We start from the raw sequence: 20,564 nt of genomic DNA, 5'->3' as shown, positions 1-20,564 counted from the left end.
TTGAGCACCGGCAAACTGGGCCTTATCGCGGGCGGCGGCGCCCTGCCGCTGGCCATCGCTGCGCGGTGCGAGGCCGAGGGGCGTCCGCTGTCCGTCGTGCGCCTGACCGGCTTCGCCGACCCGCATCTGATCCGCTATCCGGGGATCGAGGCCGGAGTGGCCGAGATCGGCAAGGTGCTTTCGGCGTTGAAGGCGGCGGGCTGCACGGCCGTCTGTTTCGCAGGGACGGTGAATCGTCCCGACTTCAAGGCGTTGAAGCCTGATCTGAAGGGGGCGATGGAGCTGCCGGGAATCATCGCGGCGGCGACCAGGGGCGACGACGCCCTGTTGCGTAAGATCCTGTCGGTGTTCGAGGCCGAGGGCTACGCCATCGAGGGGGCCGACGACATTCTGGGCGGTGAAACCCTGCCGGTCGGCGCGCTGGGACGGGTGCAGCCGAATGAACACCATCTTTCTGATCTCCGAAAGGCGCTGCATGTCGCGGAAAAGGCAGGTGAACTCGATATCGGACAGGGCGCAGTCGTGTGCGACGGCCTGGTGCTCGCGGTCGAGGCGCAGGAGGGCACCGACGCCATGATTGGACGCGTCGCCGGCCTGCCGGCGGACCTGCGCGGTGCCCCTGGGACCCTGAAGGGTGCGCTGGGCAAGGCGCCCAAGCCGATCCAGGACCTGCGGGTAGACATGCCGGTTATCGGCACGCGTACCCTCGAGATGGCCGCCGCCGCCGGGCTGGCGGGCGTGGGTGGGGTCGCGGGCAAGCTGATCCTGATCGACCGGGCCGCAATCATCGAGGCGGCGGACCGGCTTGGGCTGTTCGTCTGGGGCGAGGATCGGGCGTGAGGATCATGCTGGTCGCCGCCGAGGCTTCGGGCGATGCGCTCGGTGCAGCTCTGGCGCGGGCTTTGCGCGCGCGACGGCCTGACATCGGCTTCATCGGCATCGGCGGACCGAAGATGGCGGCCGAGGGCATCGAGAGCCCGTTCGATATCGCCGAACTGTCGATCCTCGGCTGGCTGGAGGGTCTGCGCGCCTATGGCCGGGTCAAGGCGCGGGTCGCCGACACCGTGGCCCTTGCGGTGCGGGAGCGTCCGGATGCGGTCGTCCTGATCGACAGCTGGGGCTTCACCATCCGGCTGGCCAAAGCCCTGCGCCAAGTGCTGCCCGGCGTACCCCTGATCAAATATGTCGGGCCCCAGGTCTGGGCGTCAAGGCCGGGGCGGGCGAAGACCCTGGCCGGGGCGGTGGATCACCTGCTGGCCCTCTACGCCTTCGACGCCCCCTGGTTCGAACGGGAGGGGCTGCCGACGACCGTGGTGGGGTCGCAGGCCCTGCATGTCGATATGGGCGGGGCCGATCCGGCCGGCTTCCGCGTCTCGCGGGGCATCGCGGCTGACGCGCGCCTGCTGCTGGTGTTACCCGGAAGCCGGCCCAGCGAGGTTCGGCTGATGACGCCCGTCTATGAGGCGGCAATCAAACGGCTGAAGGCCGCCGATCCGAAGCTGGAGGTCGCCGTGGTCGTCGCGGGCACAGTCTCCGAGGACGTTACGGCCCGGATCGCCGCCTGGCCGTTCCGCACCCATGTGGTGACCGAGGCGGACAAATATGCGGCGATGAAGGCAGCGACCGTGGCTCTGGCCACCAGCGGCACGGTTTCGACGGAATTGGCCCTGGCCGGTGCGCCCATGGTCATCGGATACCGGTTCGCGCAGCTCAGTTATGCGATCATGAAACCGTTTTTCACGGGCAGGTACGCGACCCTGTTCAACCACGCGGCGGACGAGGAGATTGCGCGCGAGCTGATCCAGACCGACGCGACGCCGGAAAAGGTCGCGTCTGAGGTCGGTCGGCTCCTGCACAATCCCGATGCTCGAGCCGCTCAGGTGAAGCGTCAGATCGAGGCGCTGGACTATATGGGGCGAAGTGGAGCCGATCCTTCGACCCTGGCCGCCGAGGCGGTGTTGCGCGTCATCGCGGACGCCTCTGGATCAAACGGCGAGTCCGTCCTAGATTTCGTCTGCTGATCCTTGCTGGATGACCGTCGAATGACCTCTCCCCGCCCGCCCAAGAAGAGCGATACCCTCGAAATCCGGCTGCCGCATGCCTCGAAGCTCGCCTTCATGGAGCGCTGCCGCGCGGCGGGCCTGACCGCCAGCGAGGTTCTGCGGGGCTTGATCGAGACCGAGGCGCCGCCCACCCCCAGGGCCCGCCGGACGATGAAGAGCTGGCAGGCTCTGGCCGCTGCAGTGGCGGGTCTCGTCATCGGCGCGGCGGCGGCACCGTCGATCGCCCAGGCCCTGCCCGGATCGCGCGCCGCCTTCGATCATATCGACGCCAATCATGACGGCGTCGTCTCCTTCGCCGAGTTCCAGTCGCGCTAGCGTATCCGCTGGGCAAGCCTGCCTGGCCGCAGGTTGAGCCAGGTCCATGGCTTCCACAGCGCCGCGCCCGGCTTCCATGAGGCGACGACGACCTCGGCCCGTCCCACGACATTGCTCACCGGCAAAAGGCCCACGCCGACATCTCCCGACCAGCGGCTGTCCAGCGAGTTGTCGCGATTGTCACCCATGACGAACAACTGACCCGAGGGCACGACCTGGGGCGGTCGGTCGTCGCCGGCCCCGGGTCCGCCGTCGAAGGTGATATAGGCGCGGCCGTCGGCCTGTCGCTCTTCAACCTGTTCCACGGGCCGTCCCGGCTGATCGAGGTCGAGGCCCGGTCCCAGGGCGCGCCGGGGCAAGGCCTGACCGTTGACGGTCACTTCGCCCCCGGCGACCGCAACCGTGTCGCCGGGCAGGCCGATGACGCGCTTGATCCAGGTCTCCTGCGGATTGCCTGGACGGCGGAAGACGACGACGTCGCCGCGTTTCGGCAACTGCTCGAACAGCCGTCCCGACGGCAGGGGCGGATGGAAGGGCAGTGAGGCGCGGCTCCAGCCATAGGCGAACTTGGACACCACCAGATAGTCGCCGACGACCAGCCCCGGCTCCATCGAGGCCGTGGGGATGGTGAAGGGCTGGAAGGCGACAGTCTGGATCAGAACCGCAGCGGCCAGGGCGGCGGCGACGGTGCGGACCGTGTCGACGATCTCGGCCATGGTGGAGGGCGTGGCGTCGGTCGAGGCGGGGACTTCGGCGTTCGGTGTGTCGTAGGTCTGGTTCATGGCGGCAGTCCAGCCGCGATCCGGTCGTCACGCCAGCGAAGTCATGTCCGGACAGGCTGCAATCGTGTCCGGACAAGGAAAAACGCCGGGGCGCGGGCCCCGGCGTCCTGTCTGTCGGACCGGATCAGCCCCGGTTCTGGATCGGCACGTAATCGCGCTCGGTCGGGCCGGTGTAGAGCTGACGCGGGCGGCCGATCTTCTGCGCCGGATCGGCCAGCATTTCTTCCCACTGGGCGATCCAGCCCACGGTGCGGGCGAGGGCGAACAGCACGGTGAACATCGAGGTCGGGAAGCCCATCGCCGACAGGGTGATGCCGGAATAGAAGTCGACGTTCGGGAACAGCTTGCGCTCGATGAAATACTCGTCCGACAGGGCGATGCGCTCCAATTCCTTGGCGACCTGGAACAGGGGGTCGTTCTCGGCACCGACGAGGTCGAGAATCTCGTCCGCCGACTGCTTCATCACGGTCGCGCGGGGGTCGTAGTTTTTGTAGACCCGGTGGCCGAAGCCCATCAGCTTGTATTTCTTGGCCTTCACGCCCTCGATGAACTCCGGAATCTTGTCCGGCGTGCCGATCTCCTTGAGCATCATCAGCGCCTCCTCGTTGGCGCCTCCGTGCGACGGGCCCCACAGGCAGGCGATGCCGGCGGCGACACAGGCGAACGGATTCGCCCCCGACGAACCGGCCAGGCGGACGGTCGAGGTGGAGGCGTTCTGCTCGTGGTCGGCGTGCAGGGTGAAGATCCGGTCCATGGCCCTGGCCATCTTCGGATCGACCACATAGTCCTCGGCCGGGACCGCGAAGCACATGCGCAGGAAGTTCTCGGCGTAGCTGAGGTCATTGCGCGGCGACACGAACGGCTGGCCGATGTGGTATTTGTAGGCGCGGGCGGCGATCGTCGGCATCTTGGCGATCAGGCGGATGGCCGAGATGTTGCGCTGCACCGGATCATGGATGTCCAGGCTGTCGTGGTAGAAGGCCGACAGGGCGCCGACAGCGCCCACCATGATCGCCATCGGATGGGCGTCGCGACGGAAGCCTTCGAAGAAGCGGTCGAACTGGGCGTGCAGCATGGTGTGCCGCGTCACCGTCTCCTCGAACGCCGCGTATTCGGCGGCCGTCGGCAGTTCGCCGTGCAGCAGCAGGTGGCACACCTCGATGAAGTTGGACTTCTCGGCCAGCTGACCGATCGGATAGCCGCGGTGCAGCAGGACGCCGGCGTCGCCGTCGATATAGGTGATGGCGCTTTCGCAGGCCGCCGTGGAGGTGAAGCCGGGGTCGAAGGTGAAGGCGTCGGTCGCGCCGTACAGCTTGCGGATGTCGATGACGTCCGGGCCGGTCGTGCCGGACAGGACCGGCAATTCGACGGACTTGTCACCGAGGGTCAGGGTCGCCGTGACGGCGGATTTGGAGGCTTCAGTCATCAGGCGCCCTTGCTTTCGTGCTTGGTCCGGACGGGAAGCCCCGGACCCCGATTGTTATGCCCGATCACTTACTGTGTTGCAGCGCGTCATCCAAGCGCGCAAGCGCTTCTTCGCGTCCGAGGGCCGCGAGCGTTTTCGCGATATCCGGCGAGGCGGTTCCGCCGGTCAGGGCCGCGCGCATCGGCGGGCCGATCTTGCCGAAGCCGACGCCCTCTTCCTCGGCGAAGACTTTCAGTTCCGCTTCAAGGGCGAAGACGTCCCAGCTCTCGAACAGGTTCAGGCGGGCGCGGACCCGGGCGATCCGTTCGGCAGTCTCTCCGGACAGGAGGGTGCGGGCCTTTTCATCGAGGTCCAGCGGGCGGGTCTTGAGGACAAAGGCCGTCTGATCGGCCAGGTCGAGAAGGGTCTTCGCGCGATCCTTCACGAACGGCATGGCGCGCTGGAGCCGGGCCTCATCGCCCTCGTTCAGTGCGGCGCCCCTGGCCAGATGGGCATCGAGCGTCATGCCGGCCAGGCGGTCGTCGGCGGCGAGCCGCAGCCAGTGCGAATTGACGTGGGCCAGTTTGTCGAAATCCAGCCGGGCCGGAGCCTTGCCGACGCCGTCGAGGTCGAACCACGCGCGTGCCTGTTCGTCGCCGAACAGTTCGTCGTCCCCGTGGGCCCAGCCGAGGCGGGCCAGATAGTTGCGCATGCCCTCGGGCAGGTATCCCATCCCGGCATATTCATGGACCGCCTGGGCGCCGTGCCGTTTCGACAGCTTGGCGCCGTCGGGACCGTGGATCAGGGGGATGTGGGCGAAGACGGGCCGGCTCCAGCCGAGCGCATCATAGATCAGCGACTGGCGCGCGGCGTTGTTGAGGTGGTCGTCGCCCCGAATGACATGGGTCACCCCCATATCGTGGTCATCGACGACAACGGCGAGATTATAGGTCGGGGCCCCGGCCCCGTCAGAATTGGCGGAGCGCAGCAGGACCAGATCGTCCAGATCGTTTGCGTCCCAGCTGACCTCGCCCTGGACGGCGTCGGCCACGACGACGCGGCCGGGCAGGGGCCGACGGAAGCGGACGACGTGCGGTTGGCTCAGATCGTCGACGGTCGGGGTGCGGTCTCGCCACGGCGATTCGAAGGTGCGGCGATCGGCCTTGGCCTCGTCACGCAGGCGGCCGGTTTCCTCGGCGGAGATGAAGTCGCGATAGGCGGCCCCGCGTTCCAGCAACTGGTCGACGACCTCGCGATGGCGGTCGGCGCGGCTGAACTGGAAGACCGGTTCCTCATCGGCGAACAGCTCCAGCCAGCTCAGGCCGTCGAAGATCGCCTTGACGGCGTCGTCCGTCGAGCGCTCGCGGTCGGTGTCCTCGATGCGGACCAGGAATTTGCCACCACGACCTTTCGCGTAAAGGTAGTTGAACAACGCCGTTCTCGCGCCTCCTATGTGGAGGTAACCGGTGGGCGAGGGGGCGAAACGGGTGACGACCTGGGGGGAGGAATCTGTGGGCATGGGAGAGGGGTCCGAACGGGTCGCCCTTATACCCCCCGACGCGGCAAAGCCCAGCCTGTCGGGCCGTGTTCGTGCATGGGCCCGGGACGAGGGGCTGGCCCAGACGATGCGCTGGCGGTTGTGGGCCCCGGTGGCCTTCGGCGGCGGGGCGGCGATCTATTTCGCCCTGAGGTCGGAGCCGCCGTTGTGGCCGCTGGCAATCGTGGCGGTGCTGGCGACAGGGCTGTGGCTGGGCGCGCGGATCCAGGGGCGGGGGCGTGTGCTGACCCTGCCACTGATGATGGTCGCCTGCCTGTTCCTCGGTCTGGCGGGGGCGAAACTGCGGGCGGAGCGGGTGGCGGCCCCGATCGCTCCGGCCCTGGCCGAGCCGACCGTGGTCGAGGCCTGGGTCGTCGATGTCGACAGTCCCGGCGACCGGGGGCACCGGATCGTCCTCGCGCCGGTGCGGATTCAGGGGCTGGAGCCTGAGGCGACGCCGATCCGGCTACGGGCCACGGTGAGGGGCGAGCCGCCGAGGCCGGGGGAGGCGATCCGGCTGTTCGCCATCCTCAATCCGCCCCCGCCTCCGGCCAGCCCGGGTGCCTACGATTTCGGGCGCAATGCGTATTTTCAAGGGCTGGGAGGCACGGCCTTCGCGCTGGGCGAGACCCGGGAGGTGCGATTTGCACCGCCGCCCTGGCGGTTGAGACTGGCGATGGCGGTCAACGGGGCGCGGTTCGCCCTGGCGCAGCGGATTGTCGATCGGCTGGGCGAGCGGACCGGCGGGATCGCCGCGGCCATGACGACAGGGCACGAGACCTGGATCGGGCGCGAGGATCTCGACGCCATGCGCGATTCCGGGCTGGCCCACATCCTGTCGATCTCGGGCCTGCACATGGCCATTGTCGGCGGCTTCGCCTTTTTCGTGGTCCGGCTGGGCGTCGCGGCCTGGCCGTGGCTGGCGCTTCGCGTGTCGGGAAAGAAGGTGGCGGCCGTCGTCGGCCTGGTCGCCGTGTGGAGCTATCTCGTCCTCTCGGGCGCGCCGCCGCCGGCGGAGCGGGCGGCGATCACGGCCTCGATCGCCTTCGCCGCGATCCTGCTCGATCGGCCCGCGATCACCATGCATGCGCTCGCCGTGGCGGCGATGGTCGTGTTGATCCTTCAGCCTGAGGCCATCGTGACGCCGGGCTTCCAGATGTCGTTCGCGGCGACGGCGGCGCTCGTGGCCCTGTCCGAAGCCTGGCCGCCGAGAACACGGGAGCTGTCCGTGCCCTGGACCATCGCGGCGTTCCAGTCGGTCAGGCACTGGCTGGTGATCGCAGTGACGGCCAGTCTGGTCGCGGGGGCGGCGACGGGGCCGTTCGCGGTCCAGCACTTCAATCGCGCCGCCCTGTACGGGCTCGTGGCAAACCTGATGACCTCGCCCATCGCGGACTTCGTGATGATGCCGGCGCTGGCGCTTGGCGCCATGCTGGAGCCGGTCGGCCTGGGCGGACCGTTCCTGTGGGTGGCGGGGAAGGGCGTCGACCTGATGCTGGCGATCGGTCACTGGACGGCGGGGCTACCGGGGGCCGTGAGGACGATCGCCAGCGCGCCCGACCCTGTGCTGCCGATCTCGTTCCTGGGCGTGCTTTTCCTGTGTCTGTGGCAGGGCCGGTTGCGGTGGCTGGGCCTGCCCCTGGCCTGCGCGGTGCTGCTCTGGCCGCGTGCGCCCACGCCGACGGTGTGGATCGGGGACGGCGGGACGAATGCGGCGTTCAGCGAGGTGGGCCGGGCGGTTGTGGTCAGGCCGGGCGTGCGTCAGTTCGCGGCCGACCTGTGGTCGCGACGGCGGGGACTGACGCTGGAGCCGAGGCCGGAACAGGGGTGGGCCTGTCTGCGTTCGAGCTGCGCCCCGGTGGGAGCCGGGTCCGGCCCGGTCGCGCTCTGGTGGGGCAAGGCCGCGCCCGATGACGAGCAACTCGCCGCGCTTTGCGAATCCGCGCCGTTGGTGAGCCTTCGGGCCATCGTTCCGTCTCTGCCACCCGCCTGTACTGGCCGGCTGGTGCTGGACGGCCTGGACTATCAGAGAGGCGGCGCGGTGGAGCTGTGGCGCACGGCTGAAGGCTGGCGCGCGGTCTGGGCCGCCGAGGTGCGCGGCGACCGGCCGTGGAGCCGTCCCGGATACGTCTTCGACGTTCCGGGATGACAAGGATGGGACCTTGTCATCCCGGACTTGATCCGGGATCAGTGATACTGGCGGATCAGGCCGACCAGCTTGCCCTGGACCTCGACCTGGTCGGGGCCGAAGATGCGGGTCTCATAGTTGCGGTTGGCGGGCTCGAGGGCGATGGAATTCCCCTTCTTGCGCAGACGCTTGAGAGTCGCCTCTTCACCTTCCACCAGAGCCACGACGATCTCGCCGGACGAGGCAGTGTCGACGCGTTTGATGACCACAAGGTCGCCGTTGAGGATGCCGGCCTCGATCATGGAGTCGCCCTCGATCTCCAGCATATAGTGTTCGCCGGCACCCAGCATCGACTCCGGCACCTGATAGCGGCCGTGGTCCTGTTGCAGGGCGGCGATGGGCACGCCGGCGGCGATCTTGCCGACCAGAACCAGTTCGCGGGTGTCGTTGGCGGGCCCGGCGGGGGCCGGGCGCCCGCCGCCCTCGATCACCGCCGGGGTGAAGCCCGCGCGGCCGCGCACGGGGCCCGCCGTCGCCTGTTCCGGCAGTTTGGTCACCTCGAGCGCCCGGGCGCGGTGCGCCAGGCGGCGGATGAAGCCGCGCTCCTCCAGCGCCGTGATCAGCCGGTGGATGCCCGATTTGGACGCCAGATCCAGCGCCTCCTTCATCTCGTCGAACGAGGGGGAGACGCCCGTCTCCTTGATCCGTTCGTGGATGAACATCAGGAGTTCGTGCTGCTTGCGGGTCAGCATGGTGGGAATCGCCTCCAGAACAAGTCGTGAACCGTTGTCGATGTTCTGTAAGTGTTCTTGCCTAATGTCAACTTAACGACGGAGGCGAATACCCTCTCCCGGCGGGAGAGGGCTTGAGCGCCCGAGAGCAGCGCGATCGGTCTTGCGCGAAAGGGTGAGGGTCGTGCGCTACCGGTGAGGTCCGACCCTCATCCGTCTCGCTTCGCGAGCCACCTTCTCCCAACGGGAGAAGGAAGACCTAGGCGAGCAGAGCGAGCGTCGCCGCCTCGACATCTGTCTGACGCATCAGGCTCTCACCGACGAGGACAGCCGTGGCGCCGGCCCCGGAGACTTCCGCCACGTCTGCCGGGCTGAAGATCCCGCTTTCTGCGACCAGAAGCGAACCTTTCGGCGACAGGGGCGCGAGCCGGGCGGTAGCGCCCAGATCGACCTCGAACGTCCTCAGCGAGCGGTTGTTGATGCCCACCAGATCCCCGCCGAGGTCGGCGGCCCGGGCCATCTCGGCCTCGTCGTGGGTCTCGATCAGGGCGTCCATGACGAACCGCCGCGCCTCGGCCAGCAGTTCGGCCGCCAGGACGTCGTCGATCATGGCCAGGATGATCAGGATGCAGTCGGCCCCCAGGGCGCGGCTCTCCGCCACCTGCCAGGGGTCGACGAGGAAGTCCTTGCGCAGACAGGGCAGGGCGACGGCGGCGCGGGCCTGGACCAGGTAGTCGTCGGTGCCCTGGAAGCTGGGGCCGTCGGTCAGGATCGACAGGCAGGTCGCGCCGCCCGCCTCATAGGCCCGGGCCAGAGCCGGCGGGTCGAAATCGGGGCGAATCAGGCCTTTCGATGGACTGGCCTTCTTGATCTCGGCGATCAGGGCGGGGCGGCCGGGCTGGGCGCGGCGCTCAAGCGCGCTGCGGAAGCCGCGCGGCATACCGGCGATCAGGGCCAGGGATTCGACCTCGGCCTGCGGCCTGGCGGCCTTGCGGGCGGCCACGTCCTCGCGCTTGTAGGCGGCGATGCGGTCGAGGATGTCGGTCATGCGGGGTCTTCGATGGGCGCAGGCGGCGTCGAGGTGATGCGGGCCAGACCAGCGAGCGCTGCAGCCGCCTTGCCGTTGTCGATGGCGGCGGCGGCGAGGGCGACGCCGGACTTCAGATCCGCGGCCTTGTCGGCGACGACGAGGGCGGCCGCGGCGTTGAGCAGGACGATGTCGCGATACGGGCCGGTCTCGCCTGCGAGGAGGGCGGTCAGGGCGGCGGCGTTGGTCTCGGCGTCTCCACCGCGCAGGGCTTCGATGTCGGCGCGGGGCAGGCCGGCGTCCTCGGGCGTGACAGTGAAGCGGCGGACGGCGCCGTCCTTCCATTCCGCGACCTCGGTCGGGCCCGTGGTGGTCAGTTCGTCGAGACCCTGGCCGTGAACAGTCCAGGCGCGGGTGGCACCGAGACGACCGAGCACCTCGACGAGCGGTTCCAGCAGGCGCGGATCGTAGACGCCCATGATCTGACGTTTGGCGCCTGCCGGGTTCGAAAGCGGTCCCAACAGGTTGAAAACGGTGCGGAATCCGATCTCGGCGCGGACCGGCCCGACGTGGCGCATGGCACCGTGGTAGGCGGGGGCGAACAGGAAGGCGATTCCAGCCTCGTCGAGCGCCTGACGCTGCTGCGCGAGACCGGCGGTCAGGTCGACACCCAGGACGCCGAGCACGTCAGACGATCCGGACTTCGAGCTCATGGCCCGGTTGCCGTGTTTGGCGACCTTCACACCCGCGCCGGCCAGCACGAGAGCCGCCGCCGTCGAGATGTTGAAGGTGTGGGCCCCGTCGCCGCCCGTGCCGCAGGTGTCGATGACGTCGTAGGGGTGATCCAGCGTCATGGCCGCATCGCGCATCGCCTGGGCGAAGGCGGCGATCTCGTCGACCGTCTCGCCCCGCATCCGCAGCGCCGTGACGGCGGCTGCGACCTGGGCCGGGGTCGGCTCGCCGCGCAGGCAGGCGGCGAAGAAGTCGCCGGCCTCTTCCGAGGTCAGGACCTGGCCGTCGACCAGCTTGGCCAGCAGCGGCTTGAACCCACCCTCAGCCATGGGCTCAGACCATCGCCAGACGCTTGACGCCCGCCTGGTCAAGGAAGTTCGCCAACATCTCGTGACCGTGTTCGGTAGCGATGGATTCGGGGTGGAACTGCACCCCGTGGATCGGTCGCTCGTGGTGCTGGAAGCCCATGATCTCGCCGTCCTCGGTCCAGGCCGTGACGTTCAGGGTGTTGGGCAGGGTTTCCCGCTGGACCGCCAGAGAGTGATAGCGGGTCGCGGTGAAGGGCGAGGGAAGGCCGGCGAACATACCCTTGCCCTCATGAATGATCGGCGAGGTCTTGCCATGCATCAGGGCCTTGGCGCGGATGACGTGGCCGCCCATGGCCTGGCCGATCGCCTGATGGCCGAGGCAGACGCCGAGGATCGGCATGTCGAGAGGCGCGGTATCGATCAGGGGCAGACAGATGCCCGCCTGATCCGGGGCGCAGGGGCCGGGCGACAGCAGGATCGCTTCGGGCTTGAGGGCCCAGGCCTCCTCCGTCGTCAGGTCGTCGTTGCGCACGACATGCGTCGCCGCGCCCAGCTCCGCGAGGTAGTGGACGAGGTTATAGGTAAAGCTGTCGTAGTTATCGACGACGAGGATCATGGGCCGCTTCTAGAGGCTGGTTCCATCGCCGCCAAGCGGACCGTTGCGCACACGGACCGTTAACCTTCCCGGGCCGAAATCAAAGCTCCACCGGAGCGGCCGATTCCATGCGCGAAACCCAGGTCCAGATCGACGCCGCCCGGCTGGCGCTGAGCGAGCCGGAGGCCGTCAACGGCGTGATGGGGACGCTGGCGGCAGCGAGCCTGGCAGCCTGTGCGGCCGTGCTTCTGGCCGGGGTGATGATCCTGGGACCCGGAGTGGCGATCGAGGATCCGGCCCCGACCGCGAGCCAGACGTTCTGAAGATCGGCGGCCTACTGCCTCACGAATGCGATGTTGCGGGCACCGTTGGCCCACGCGCGCAGGCTGTCGACAGACCCATCCGCTGCACGGGTGAAGACAAAGGTCGTGGTGCCGCGTAACGGCGTCGTGAATCCGTCGGCAAAGCCGGGCGTCAACGTCCACTCGGTGGCGAAAGCCTGTCGCATCACGAGCGAATCCCCTCGACGGACCACCTCGATCCGGGTGTCGAGTTCGGCGCTGTAATAGGCACCTACGTAGTCAAAGAGGCTGGCCGGGTCCGGACTGGCCGGCGGAACCTCGATATAGCGCACATCCGCTGCCGCCGATCGCAGGATGAGTTCGGTGGGCCCCTCGCGGGCGCTGACAAAGCGAAAGTCCGCGCCATCGGCCCTGGAGAAGGTGTCGGCCCCGGTCGGTATCAGGTCCTGCGCGATCCCTCGTTCGGTCAGGGTCACGCGGCCATCGACGGCGACAGTCTTCAGCAGCTCTCCGGTGACGGGGTTTCTGAACAGCCCGACGAAGGGAGCCAGATCCGTCGGCAGCGGAGCCGTCGCCCCGACCTCTGCAGGCTGAACCATCTCGACGGCGTCGATGAACTGGCCGCCCGCACGAAGCGCCTGCAGAGCGAGGCTTTCGCCCAGTTCGACCGGGTCGATGCCCCCGTTGTTGCACAACACCGCGACGGAGATGTCCGCCTCGGGATAACGGCCGAGCCAGGTCTTGTAGCCGCCGGTCGAGCCGCTGTGCGCGACCAGTCGCTGGCCGTGCTCTCGATAGACCTCAAGGCCGAGGGCGTAGTTCAGAGCGGTTCCGTCGTTCAGGCGTCCCGGGGTCTCCAGAGCGGCCACCAGCAGCGGGCCACCCGGCAGGTCGGTCGGATGATCGAGGAAGGCGTTCCAGCGCAACAGATCGTCGATCGTGGTCATCAGGCCGCCATTTCCGATGACGTTGGTGAACGGCATGTTGGCGATGAAGCCGTGCCCTGCGGGGGCGTAGGCGGTCGCGCGACCTGGAGCGACGGTGCGGAAGTCTTCGCGCCAGCGCGTCTGGTCCATGCCGAGCGGTGCGAACAGGCGCGTGTCCGTGAACTGCTGGAGGCTCTGGCCGCTGACCCGCGCGATGATGATGGCGGCCAGGGTGTAGTTGGTATTGGTGTAGAGGAACTCGTCGCCCGGCCTGAAGTTCAGCCCCTTCTGACGCGAGGCCAGGTCGAGAATGGTGGCCTGGCTGTGGACCTGGGAGCCAGGGGGATTGCCGGTCAGGGCCAGCAGACTCCACTGCTCACGCAGCCCGCTGGTGTGGTTGAGCAGGTGCCGGATCGTGATCGGCGCACCATAGTCCGGCATCTCCGGCAGATAGAGCCGGACATCGTCCTCCAGCGTCAGACGGCCGTCCTGGGCCAGCATCAGGATGGCGGCGGCGGTGAACTGTTTGGCCAGCGACCCGCTTTCGAAAACGCTCGCCGGCGTCAGAGGCTCAGGATGCTCCAGATCGGCCATGCCGTAAGCCGCCGTAAGTGTCGGCTGTCCCGGGCGCACGAGACCCGCCGCACATCCGGGGCCCGTCGGGGCAATTCCACTGAATACGGCGTCCAGGTCGTTCGTCTGGGCTGAGACGTTCGAGGCGAGCATGCACCCCACGATGGCGGCGGCGGTATAGGCGACTGGACGCATGGGAATCCTCGGAGATGAGGCAGTCGTCGAGCCATGGTTCGCAGGACGGGGAAACGCCCTATCGGTGAAGGCGGCGTCTGTTTCGGTGAACGACCTTGGCCGAACGCCTTGGCACAAACGACGTCGTCAGATTTCGCCCGCCGTGTTGAGCGGCGCGCCCGGTTCGAAGCGCCAGGCGTCCCCGGCCGCGCGCATGGGGGCGCGGGCCTTGGCCTCGGTCTCGGCGTATTCGGCGGCCGGATCGCTGTCGTTGACGACGCCCGCGCCGGCCTGAACGAAGACCTGGCCGTCGGCGAACATGGCGGTGCGCAGGACGATGCAGATGTCCGCCTCTCCGCCCGCCGAGATATAGCCGACGCCGCCGCCATAGCCGACGCCGCGCTTCTCGGTCTCGAGCTCGTCGATGATCTCCATGGCCCGGACCTTGGGGGCCCCGGACAGGGTGCCGGCGGGCAGGGCGGCCAGCAGGGCGTCGACGGCGTCGATGTCCGGATGGGCCCGGCCCTCGACGTTGGAGACGATATGCATGACCTGGCTGTAGCGTTCGACCACGAAGCTCTCGGTCACCCTGACCGTGCCCGGCGCGGCCACTCGGCCGACGTCGTTGCGGCCCAGATCCAGCAGCATCAGGTGCTCGGCCCGCTCCTTTGGATCGGCGAGCAGTTCGGCCTCCAGCGCCTTGTCGGCCTCGGGCGTCGCGCCGCGCGGGCGGGTGCCGGCCAGTGGCCGGATGGTGACGCCGCCGTCCTTGAGCCGGACCAGGATCTCCGGACTGGAGCCGGCCAGCTGGAAGTCGTCGAAGTTGAGGAAATACAGATAGGGCGAGGGGTTCTGGCGGCGCAGCGAGCGGTAGAAGGCAAACGGATCGCCCGACCACGGCGCGCGGAAGCGGTGGCTGAGGACGACCTGGAAGATGTCCCCGGCGGCGATATAGCCCTTGGCGGCCGCGACCAGGTCGCCATAGGCGGCGGCGTCGACCGGCGACCTGAAGGCGAGGTCGGCGGTCGGCCCGGCGGTGCCGCGTGCGATCAGAGGGCGACGCAGGCGGGTCTCGAAGTCGTCAAGACGGGCTTCGGCGGCGGCGACCGCCGCGGTCGCGTCTGACGCGCCCGGCCAGATCGGGGCCATGACGACGATCTCGTGCTGCACCGAATCGAACACGGCCACGACCGACGGCCGGGTCAGGACGGCGTCGGGCAGGTCGAGCGGATCGGGGTTGGGCGCACCCAGCGGCTCCAGCAGGCGGACCATGTCGTAGCCGAACACCCCGAACAGGCCGGCGGCCATGGGCGGCAGGCCTTCGGGCAGGTCGAAGCGGGTCTCTGCGATCAGGGCACGCAGGCAATCGAGCGCACCGCCGGACTGGGTGGCATAGCGTTTGGCGGCGATGTCCGCGCCGCGCGCGATCGAGGCCACGCCGTCCCGGCAGCGCCAGACCACGTCCGGCTCCAGGGTGATGATCGAATAGCGCCCGTTCAGCGCACCACCCTCGACCGATTCCAGCAGGAAGGCGTGCGGCCGGCCCCAGCCCACCTTCAGATAGGCCGAGACCGGAGTCTCCAGATCGTCGACGATCCGGCGCACGACGACCTGCGGCTGTCCTTGCGTCAGTCCCGCAATGATCTCCGCGCGATCCGGCTCCGCGCCGCCTGAACTCATTGAGCGGGAGCGGTCGGCGGGGTCGCGCCCGGAACCGGAGGCGTCACGCCCAGGGCTTCGATAGCGCGGGCGGGGTCGTTCCCGGCCTTGGAGGCGCGGGCGGCGGCGGCGACCAGGCCTTCGCCGGCTCCATTGACCAGTTCCTGGGCCAGGCGTGGCCGGATCTGGTCGGCGATCGGGGCCGCCAGGACGGCCGACGGTGCGCGAACCGCGTCGACGCGACCCACGACGAAGGCCGTCTCCGAGGCCGGTCCAGTGAAGACCTGTCCGCGGCCCTGTCCGAACAGGCCGCCCAGGACGCCGTCGCCGAGCGCGCCTTGCGCCTCTGCGTTCTGCTGCACCCCGGCGCGGTTTGTCAGGGTCGCTCCGGCCGAGGCCGCGACAGCCGCGATATCCTCACCGCCACGCACGCGGGCGGCCAATTCCTCGGCCTTGCTGGTCAGGCGGCGGGCATTCTCGCGCATCACCCACTGCTGGGCCAGCGGCTCGCGCACGTCGGCGAGCGCCGGCAGGGCGGCGGGCTGGATGTCGTCGAGGCGCAGCACGAAATACTGGCCCTGGCCGGCGTCGATCACGTCGCTCTCCGCGCCCTCGGTCAGGGTGTAGGTGTTCTGGAGGATCTGTGGCGGGGCGTTCATCGGCTGACCGTCGGGCAGGCGACCGTCCTGGGTGAAGGGCGGCAGCTGGACGATGCGGGCGCCGACTTCGCGCACGGCGTCCAACAGCGGCTTGCCGTCGGTGCGCGCCTTCTCATAGGCCTCCACGCGGTTGAAGATGCGGGCCTTGGCGTCCTCTTCCTGCAGTTCGGCGACGATGGCTTCGCGGACGCCTTCCAGCGTCGCGGGCGCACCGGGCGTGACCGAGACAAGCCTTGCGACCGTGAAGCCGACGCGGCCCTGGATCGGGGCCGAGACCTGGCCGGTCGTGAGGCCGAAGACGGCGGTTCCGACGGCGGGGTCCGGCACGGCGCTCTGCGGCTGGGCGGCATATTCGGCGGGCTGGATACGGTTGGCCTCGGCGACGGCGGTCGGCGACTGTCCGGCGCGCAGGGCGGCGGCGATCCGGTCGGCGGCGGCGCGGTCGGGCGCGGTCAGGGTGGTGAAGGTGCGGCGCTCGGGCGTCGACAGGCCGTCCTTGCGGAAGTTGAAGCGCTCGACGATGCGGGCCTCCGGGATTTCCGGAGCCGCCGCACCGGCGGCGTCGTTGAACAGGACGACCGAGGCGATGCGGAACTCGGGACGACGCAGCTGGGCGGCGTTCTCGCTCATGAAGGCGGTCAGTTGGGCGTCCGTCGGAGCGCCGGCGGTTCCGGCCATGGTCTGGGTCACGTTGAACCAGCGGCCGTCACGCAGCTCCAGGGCGCGACCGGCGACCAGGGCACCGAAGATCCGCGGCGAGCGGATGCCGGCCTGGACGGCGCTTCCGAAATGCTCGGTGACGGCGGTGTCGCGGAACTCGTCTTCCAGCTGGACCGGCGTGTAGTTCTGTTGCGCTAGGGTCTGTTCGTACTGGGCCTGGTCGAAGGCACCGGTGACCTGGTTGAAGAAGGCGGGGATCTCGCGAATGCGTTTGATAATCAGGGATTCATCCGGGCGGATGCCGACGATGCGCGCCCACTCGAGGAAGCCGAGACGCTGGGTCTGGGAGTCCAGATAGCGCACGTGGACGTTGGCGGTGACCAGGTCCTCGGTCGTCAGGGGACGTCCTTCCTGCTCCTGGGCGTTGGCGCGGATGCGCTCGATGTCAGCCCGGAACTGGACCGCGTCCACCGAGCGTTCACCGGCCGAGATCACATGCTGGGCGCCCAGGCTCCTGAACACGTCGGTCTGGGATCCCCCGACGACGGCGAAGCTGATGATCAGCAGGGCGAACAGGGCGACAGCCCACTTGGACTTGGCGAAGTCGCGGAAGACGGAAATCATCGAAGGGGCCTGACGGTCGGACGGCGAAGAGCGCCACCGCGCCGTATAGGGGAGGGGGCCGCCACCCCGCAAGCGCGAGTCGCCTCAGGCTTGGCATCCCGCGAGACGGTGCCTGGGCCTTGATCGGCGGAGGAGAGATCGCGTCGCGATCTCGCGGATGTCGTGAATCAAGGCCCGGCTTTAACTCTTGAGCCTGATCCGACCGGAAAACCGCTTCACACTTTTCCGGATCAGGCTCTAGACAGGGCGCATGAAACAATCCGTGAAGATGATCGTCGGCAATTGGAAGATGAACGGCCTGGCCGCCGATCTGGCGGACTCCGTCGCCGGGATGCTGGCCGATCTGCAGGCACGCCCTGCCTCTGCGCGCGTGGGCCTGTGCCCGCCAGCGACCCTGATCGATCGCATGGTCCGGGCCATCGACAGCGGCCCGATCGCGGTTGGAGGGCAGGACTGCCGTGTCGAGACCAAGGGCGCCTTCACCGGCAGCGTGTCGGCCGAGATGCTGGTCGACGCCGGCGCGACCATGGTCATTCTCGGCCACTCGGAGCGTCGTCAGGAGTTCGGCGAGAGCGACGCGCTTGTCTCGAACAAGGTCGGCGCCGCCCTGCGGGCCGGGTTGACGCCGATCATCTGTGTCGGAGAGACCCTGGCCCAGCGCCAGGCCGGAGAAGCGGAATCGATCGTGCGCGGCCAGATCCTCGGCTCGCTCAATGACGATCTCGCCGGTCAGGACTGGGCCCTGGCCTACGAGCCGGTCTGGGCCATCGGCACCGGCCTGACGCCGACGCTGGAGCAGATCGCCGAGATTCACGCCGCCGCGCGCGCCGCCATGGTCGAACGGCTGGGCGAGGGCGGTCGGACGGTGCCGATTCTCTACGGCGGTTCGGTCAATCCCGGGAACGCCCGCGACATTCTGGCCGTGGACGAGGTCGGCGGGGCCCTGGTGGGCGGGGCCTCGCTGAAGGCGGCGGACTTCCTGGCCATCATTCGGGCGGCCGAACCGGCCATCGTTGCCGCCGGCTGACAAGGATGATAGACGCCGCCGCTTGATCGGCGGTCGTCCGCCACACATGTAAGCACCCATGCTCCAGACCATTCTTCTCGTCGCCATGATCATCATCTCGCTCGCCCTGACCGGGGTGATCCTGCTGCAGCGCTCCGAAGGCGGCGCGTTGGGCATGGGAGGCGGGCCTTCGGGCTTCATGACCGCGCGCGGCGCGGGCAATCTTCTGACCACCACCACCTGGTGGCTGGGCGGCCTGTTCGTGGTCTGCGCCATCAGCCTGACCATCGTCGGCAATATGGAACGCGCCAGCCGTTCGGTCGTGGACGCCGACGCCGTCGGCTCCATCGCCCTGGACACGGCTCCGGCTGCCGGACAGCAGACTGCCCCGGTCGAGACGGCTCCCGCCGCTCCGGCCGCGCCGTCTCTCGACGACCTGGAAGCCAGCCTGCCGACGGCCGGCACGACCCCGGCCCCCGCGCCGGCGCAGTAAGGTGACGGCGGGGAACACCCTCCGCCGCTCCTCCCGCCCCCAACACCTCCGCTCCGGACCTGCGCCGGGGCGGAGTTTTGTTTTCAACAGCTGGATCGCGATGCGGTCCGCAGCGACAGCCCGAATCAGGGCTAAGGTGATGCCCCGTGGCTAGATATGTATTCATCACGGGCGGCGTGGTTTCCTCGCTGGGCAAGGGGCTGGCGTCGGCGGCTCTCGGCGCATTGCTTCAGGCGCGCGGCTACAAGGTCCGCCTGCGCAAGCTCGACCCCTATCTGAACGTCGATCCGGGCACGATGAGCCCCTACCAGCACGGCGAGGTCTTCGTGACCGACGACGGCGCCGAGACTGACCTCGACCTTGGTCACTACGAGCGGTTCACCGGCGTCTCGGCGGCGCGGTCCGACAACATCACCACCGGCCGGATCTATTCGACCATCCTGGAGAAGGAACGGCGCGGCGACTATCTGGGTGCCACCGTCCAGGTGATCCCGCACGTCACCGACCAGATCAAATCCTTCTGCCTGACGCCCGCCTTCACCGACGATGGCGAGGACGTCGACTTCGTCCTGGTCGAGATCGGCGGCACGGTCGGCGACATCGAGGGCCTGCCCTTCTTCGAGGCCATCCGCCAGCTGGGTCAGGACCTGCCGCGCGGCCAGTCCTGCTTCGTCCACCTGACCCTGCTGCCCTTCATCAAGACCGCCGGCGAGATGAAGACCAAGCCGACCCAGCACTCGGTCAAGGAGCTCCGCTCCATCGGCATCCAGCCCGACATCCTGCTGTGCCGCTGCGAGTTCCCGATCCCCGAGGACGAGAAGCGCAAGATCGGCCTGTTCTGCAACGTGCGTCCCTCCGGCGTCATCCAGGCGATGGATTCCGAAGACATCTATGCAGTGCCGCTCGACTATCACCGCGAGGGGCTGGACGCCGAGGTCCTGGCCCATTTCGGCATCACCGATGCGCCCGCGCCCGACATGAGCGGCTGGAACGAGATCGTGCGCCGCCGCCTGCAGCCGGACGGCGAGGTCACGGTCGCCGTGGTCGGCAAATACACGGTGCTGAAGGACGCCTACAAATCCCTGATCGAGGCCCTGCATCACGGCGGCGTCGCCAATCAGGTCAAGGTCAACATCGACTGGGTCGAGGCCGACACCTTCGAGGGCGACCGTCAGGCCTGCGAGGACCGGCTTCAGGGGGCGCATGCCGTTCTGGTCCCCGGCGGCTTCGGAGAGCGCGGCGCGGAGGGCAAGATCGAGGCCGCCCGCTTCGCCCGCGAGCGCAACATCCCCTATTTCGGCATCTGTTTCGGCATGCAGATGGCCGTCATCGAGGCCGCCCGGAACCAGGCCGGCTATCCGAAAGCCTCATCCACCGAGTTCGGCCCGACCGAGGAGCCGGTCGTCGGCCTGATGACCGAATGGACCCAGGGCAACCAGCGGGTCCTGCGCCAGCAGGGCGGGGATCTGGGCGGCACCATGCGTCTGGGCGCCTATGAGTCGACCCTCGCGCCGGGCTCGAGGATCGCGGAGATCTACGGCACGACCGCCATCAGCGAGCGGCACCGCCACCGCTACGAGGTCAATATCAACTATCGCGACGCGATCGAGGACAAGGGGCTGATCTTCGCCGGCCTGTCGCCCGACGGCGTCCTGCCCGAGACGGTCGAGCGCAACGACCACCCCTGGTTCATCGGCGTCCAGTACCACCCCGAACTGAAGAGCCGCCCGTTCAAGCCGCATCCACTGTTCGCGAGCTTCATCGAGGCGGCGGTGGTGCAGAGCCGGCTGGTCTGAGGGTCGGGGGCTGTGACGTCGCTCCCCGGGGCAGGGGTGCGTCCGGGTTCGACCCGCACAGGTTCCATG

At 68.6% G+C, this 20,564-nt stretch carries 18 protein-coding genes; 8 read left to right on the top strand and 10 right to left on the bottom strand.

The genetic code is table 11. The annotated features are described in order from the left end of the window. The 3 genes from lpxI to ACW18A_RS07665 are packed head-to-tail and all read left to right on the top strand — an operon-like array spanning window position 1 to window position 2,378. Window positions 1-840, top strand: a complete 840-nt coding sequence (lpxI, locus tag ACW18A_RS07675; RefSeq protein WP_492024181.1) for a UDP-2,3-diacylglucosamine diphosphatase — start codon at window positions 1-3, stop codon at window positions 838-840. Window positions 841-845: 5 nt separating this feature from the next. After that, the gene (gene lpxB / locus ACW18A_RS07670; RefSeq protein WP_492024364.1) at window positions 846-2,021 is read left to right on the top strand and encodes a lipid-A-disaccharide synthase; all 1,176 of its coding nucleotides are present in this window, start codon (window positions 846-848) and stop codon (window positions 2,019-2,021) included. Between the two features lie 21 nt (window positions 2,022-2,042). Beyond that, the gene (locus tag ACW18A_RS07665) at window positions 2,043-2,378 is read left to right on the top strand and encodes an EF-hand domain-containing protein (RefSeq protein WP_492024180.1); all 336 of its coding nucleotides are present in this window, start codon (window positions 2,043-2,045) and stop codon (window positions 2,376-2,378) included. Here ACW18A_RS07665 and lepB read toward each other — a convergent pair. The 3 genes from lepB to gltX all read right to left on the bottom strand — a co-directional run bounded on the left by lepB (window position 2,375) and on the right by gltX (window position 6,084). After that, window positions 2,375-3,160, bottom strand: coding sequence for a signal peptidase I (gene lepB / locus ACW18A_RS07660; protein ID WP_492024179.1), 786 nt, complete (start codon window positions 3,158-3,160; stop codon window positions 2,375-2,377). The genes ACW18A_RS07665 and lepB overlap by 4 nt on opposite strands. Window positions 3,161-3,284: 124 nt before the next feature. Beyond that, a complete protein-coding gene (gene gltA / locus ACW18A_RS07655) occupies window positions 3,285-4,586 on the bottom strand; it encodes a citrate synthase (protein ID WP_492024178.1) in 1,302 nt (433 codons plus the stop codon). A gap of 64 nt (window positions 4,587-4,650) precedes the next feature. After that, window positions 4,651-6,084, bottom strand: coding sequence for a glutamate--tRNA ligase (gene gltX / locus ACW18A_RS07650; RefSeq protein WP_492024177.1), 1,434 nt, complete (start codon window positions 6,082-6,084; stop codon window positions 4,651-4,653). Here gltX and ACW18A_RS07645 point away from each other — a divergent pair. Beyond that, entirely contained in the window at window positions 6,083-8,251 is a 2,169-nt protein-coding gene (locus ACW18A_RS07645; protein WP_492024176.1) for a ComEC/Rec2 family competence protein, read from the top strand. The two genes, gltX and ACW18A_RS07645, sit on opposite strands and share 2 nt — an antisense overlap. Window positions 8,252-8,289: 38 nt before the next feature. Here ACW18A_RS07645 and lexA read toward each other — a convergent pair whose 3' ends face one another. From lexA to ACW18A_RS07625, 4 genes are all read right to left on the bottom strand, one after another. Further along, window positions 8,290-8,982 (bottom strand): transcriptional repressor LexA, encoded by a 693-nt coding sequence (lexA, locus tag ACW18A_RS07640; RefSeq protein WP_492024175.1) that lies wholly within the window; start codon window positions 8,980-8,982, stop codon window positions 8,290-8,292. A gap of 238 nt (window positions 8,983-9,220) precedes the next feature. Then, complete coding sequence (gene trpC, locus ACW18A_RS07635) at window positions 9,221-10,009, bottom strand: indole-3-glycerol phosphate synthase TrpC (protein WP_492024174.1); 789 nt, start codon at window positions 10,007-10,009, stop codon at window positions 9,221-9,223. Then, window positions 10,006-11,049 carry an anthranilate phosphoribosyltransferase gene (gene trpD / locus ACW18A_RS07630; protein ID WP_492024173.1) on the bottom strand — a complete coding sequence of 348 codons (1,044 nt, stop codon included), beginning with the start codon at window positions 11,047-11,049 and terminating at the stop codon, window positions 10,006-10,008. Before trpD ends, trpC begins: the two co-directional genes overlap by 4 nt. A 4-nt stretch (window positions 11,050-11,053) precedes the next feature. After that, entirely contained in the window at window positions 11,054-11,644 is a 591-nt protein-coding gene (locus tag ACW18A_RS07625; protein WP_492024172.1) for an anthranilate synthase component II, read from the bottom strand. Window positions 11,645-11,751: 107 nt separating this feature from the next. On the opposite strand from ACW18A_RS07625, the gene ACW18A_RS07620 reads away from it, so the two are divergent. After that, window positions 11,752-11,946 (top strand): peptidoglycan-binding protein, encoded by a 195-nt coding sequence (locus ACW18A_RS07620; RefSeq protein ID WP_492024171.1) that lies wholly within the window; start codon window positions 11,752-11,754, stop codon window positions 11,944-11,946. A gap of 11 nt (window positions 11,947-11,957) precedes the next feature. Here ACW18A_RS07620 and ACW18A_RS07615 read toward each other — a convergent pair whose 3' ends face one another. The 3 genes from ACW18A_RS07615 to ACW18A_RS07605 all read right to left on the bottom strand — a co-directional run bounded on the left by ACW18A_RS07615 (window position 11,958) and on the right by ACW18A_RS07605 (window position 17,200). Beyond that, entirely contained in the window at window positions 11,958-13,619 is a 1,662-nt protein-coding gene (locus ACW18A_RS07615; RefSeq protein ID WP_492024170.1) for a serine hydrolase domain-containing protein, read from the bottom strand. Window positions 13,620-13,745: 126 nt separating this feature from the next. Further along, window positions 13,746-15,278, bottom strand: coding sequence for an anthranilate synthase component I (gene trpE / locus ACW18A_RS07610; RefSeq protein WP_492024169.1), 1,533 nt, complete (start codon window positions 15,276-15,278; stop codon window positions 13,746-13,748). Further along, entirely contained in the window at window positions 15,275-17,200 is a 1,926-nt protein-coding gene (locus ACW18A_RS07605; protein ID WP_492024168.1) for a peptidylprolyl isomerase, read from the bottom strand. Before ACW18A_RS07605 ends, trpE begins: the two co-directional genes overlap by 4 nt. A gap of 250 nt (window positions 17,201-17,450) precedes the next feature. On the opposite strand from ACW18A_RS07605, the gene tpiA reads away from it, so the two are divergent. The 3 genes from tpiA (at window position 17,451) to pyrG (ending at window position 20,495) form a co-directional block, all read left to right on the top strand. After that, window positions 17,451-18,227, top strand: a complete 777-nt coding sequence (gene tpiA, locus ACW18A_RS07600) for a triose-phosphate isomerase (protein ID WP_492024167.1) — start codon at window positions 17,451-17,453, stop codon at window positions 18,225-18,227. A gap of 58 nt (window positions 18,228-18,285) precedes the next feature. Next, window positions 18,286-18,699 (top strand): preprotein translocase subunit SecG, encoded by a 414-nt coding sequence (gene secG / locus ACW18A_RS07595; protein ID WP_492024166.1) that lies wholly within the window; start codon window positions 18,286-18,288, stop codon window positions 18,697-18,699. 146 nt (window positions 18,700-18,845) lie between these two features. Further along, window positions 18,846-20,495, top strand: coding sequence for a CTP synthase (gene pyrG / locus ACW18A_RS07590; protein WP_492024165.1), 1,650 nt, complete (start codon window positions 18,846-18,848; stop codon window positions 20,493-20,495). The last annotated feature ends 69 nt before the right edge of the window (window positions 20,496-20,564 follow it).

This window comes from Brevundimonas sp. AVps5, assembly GCF_058681515.1.
Note: the sequence above shows the minus strand (reverse complement) of the source record. Positions and strands in the feature narration are given on the sequence as shown.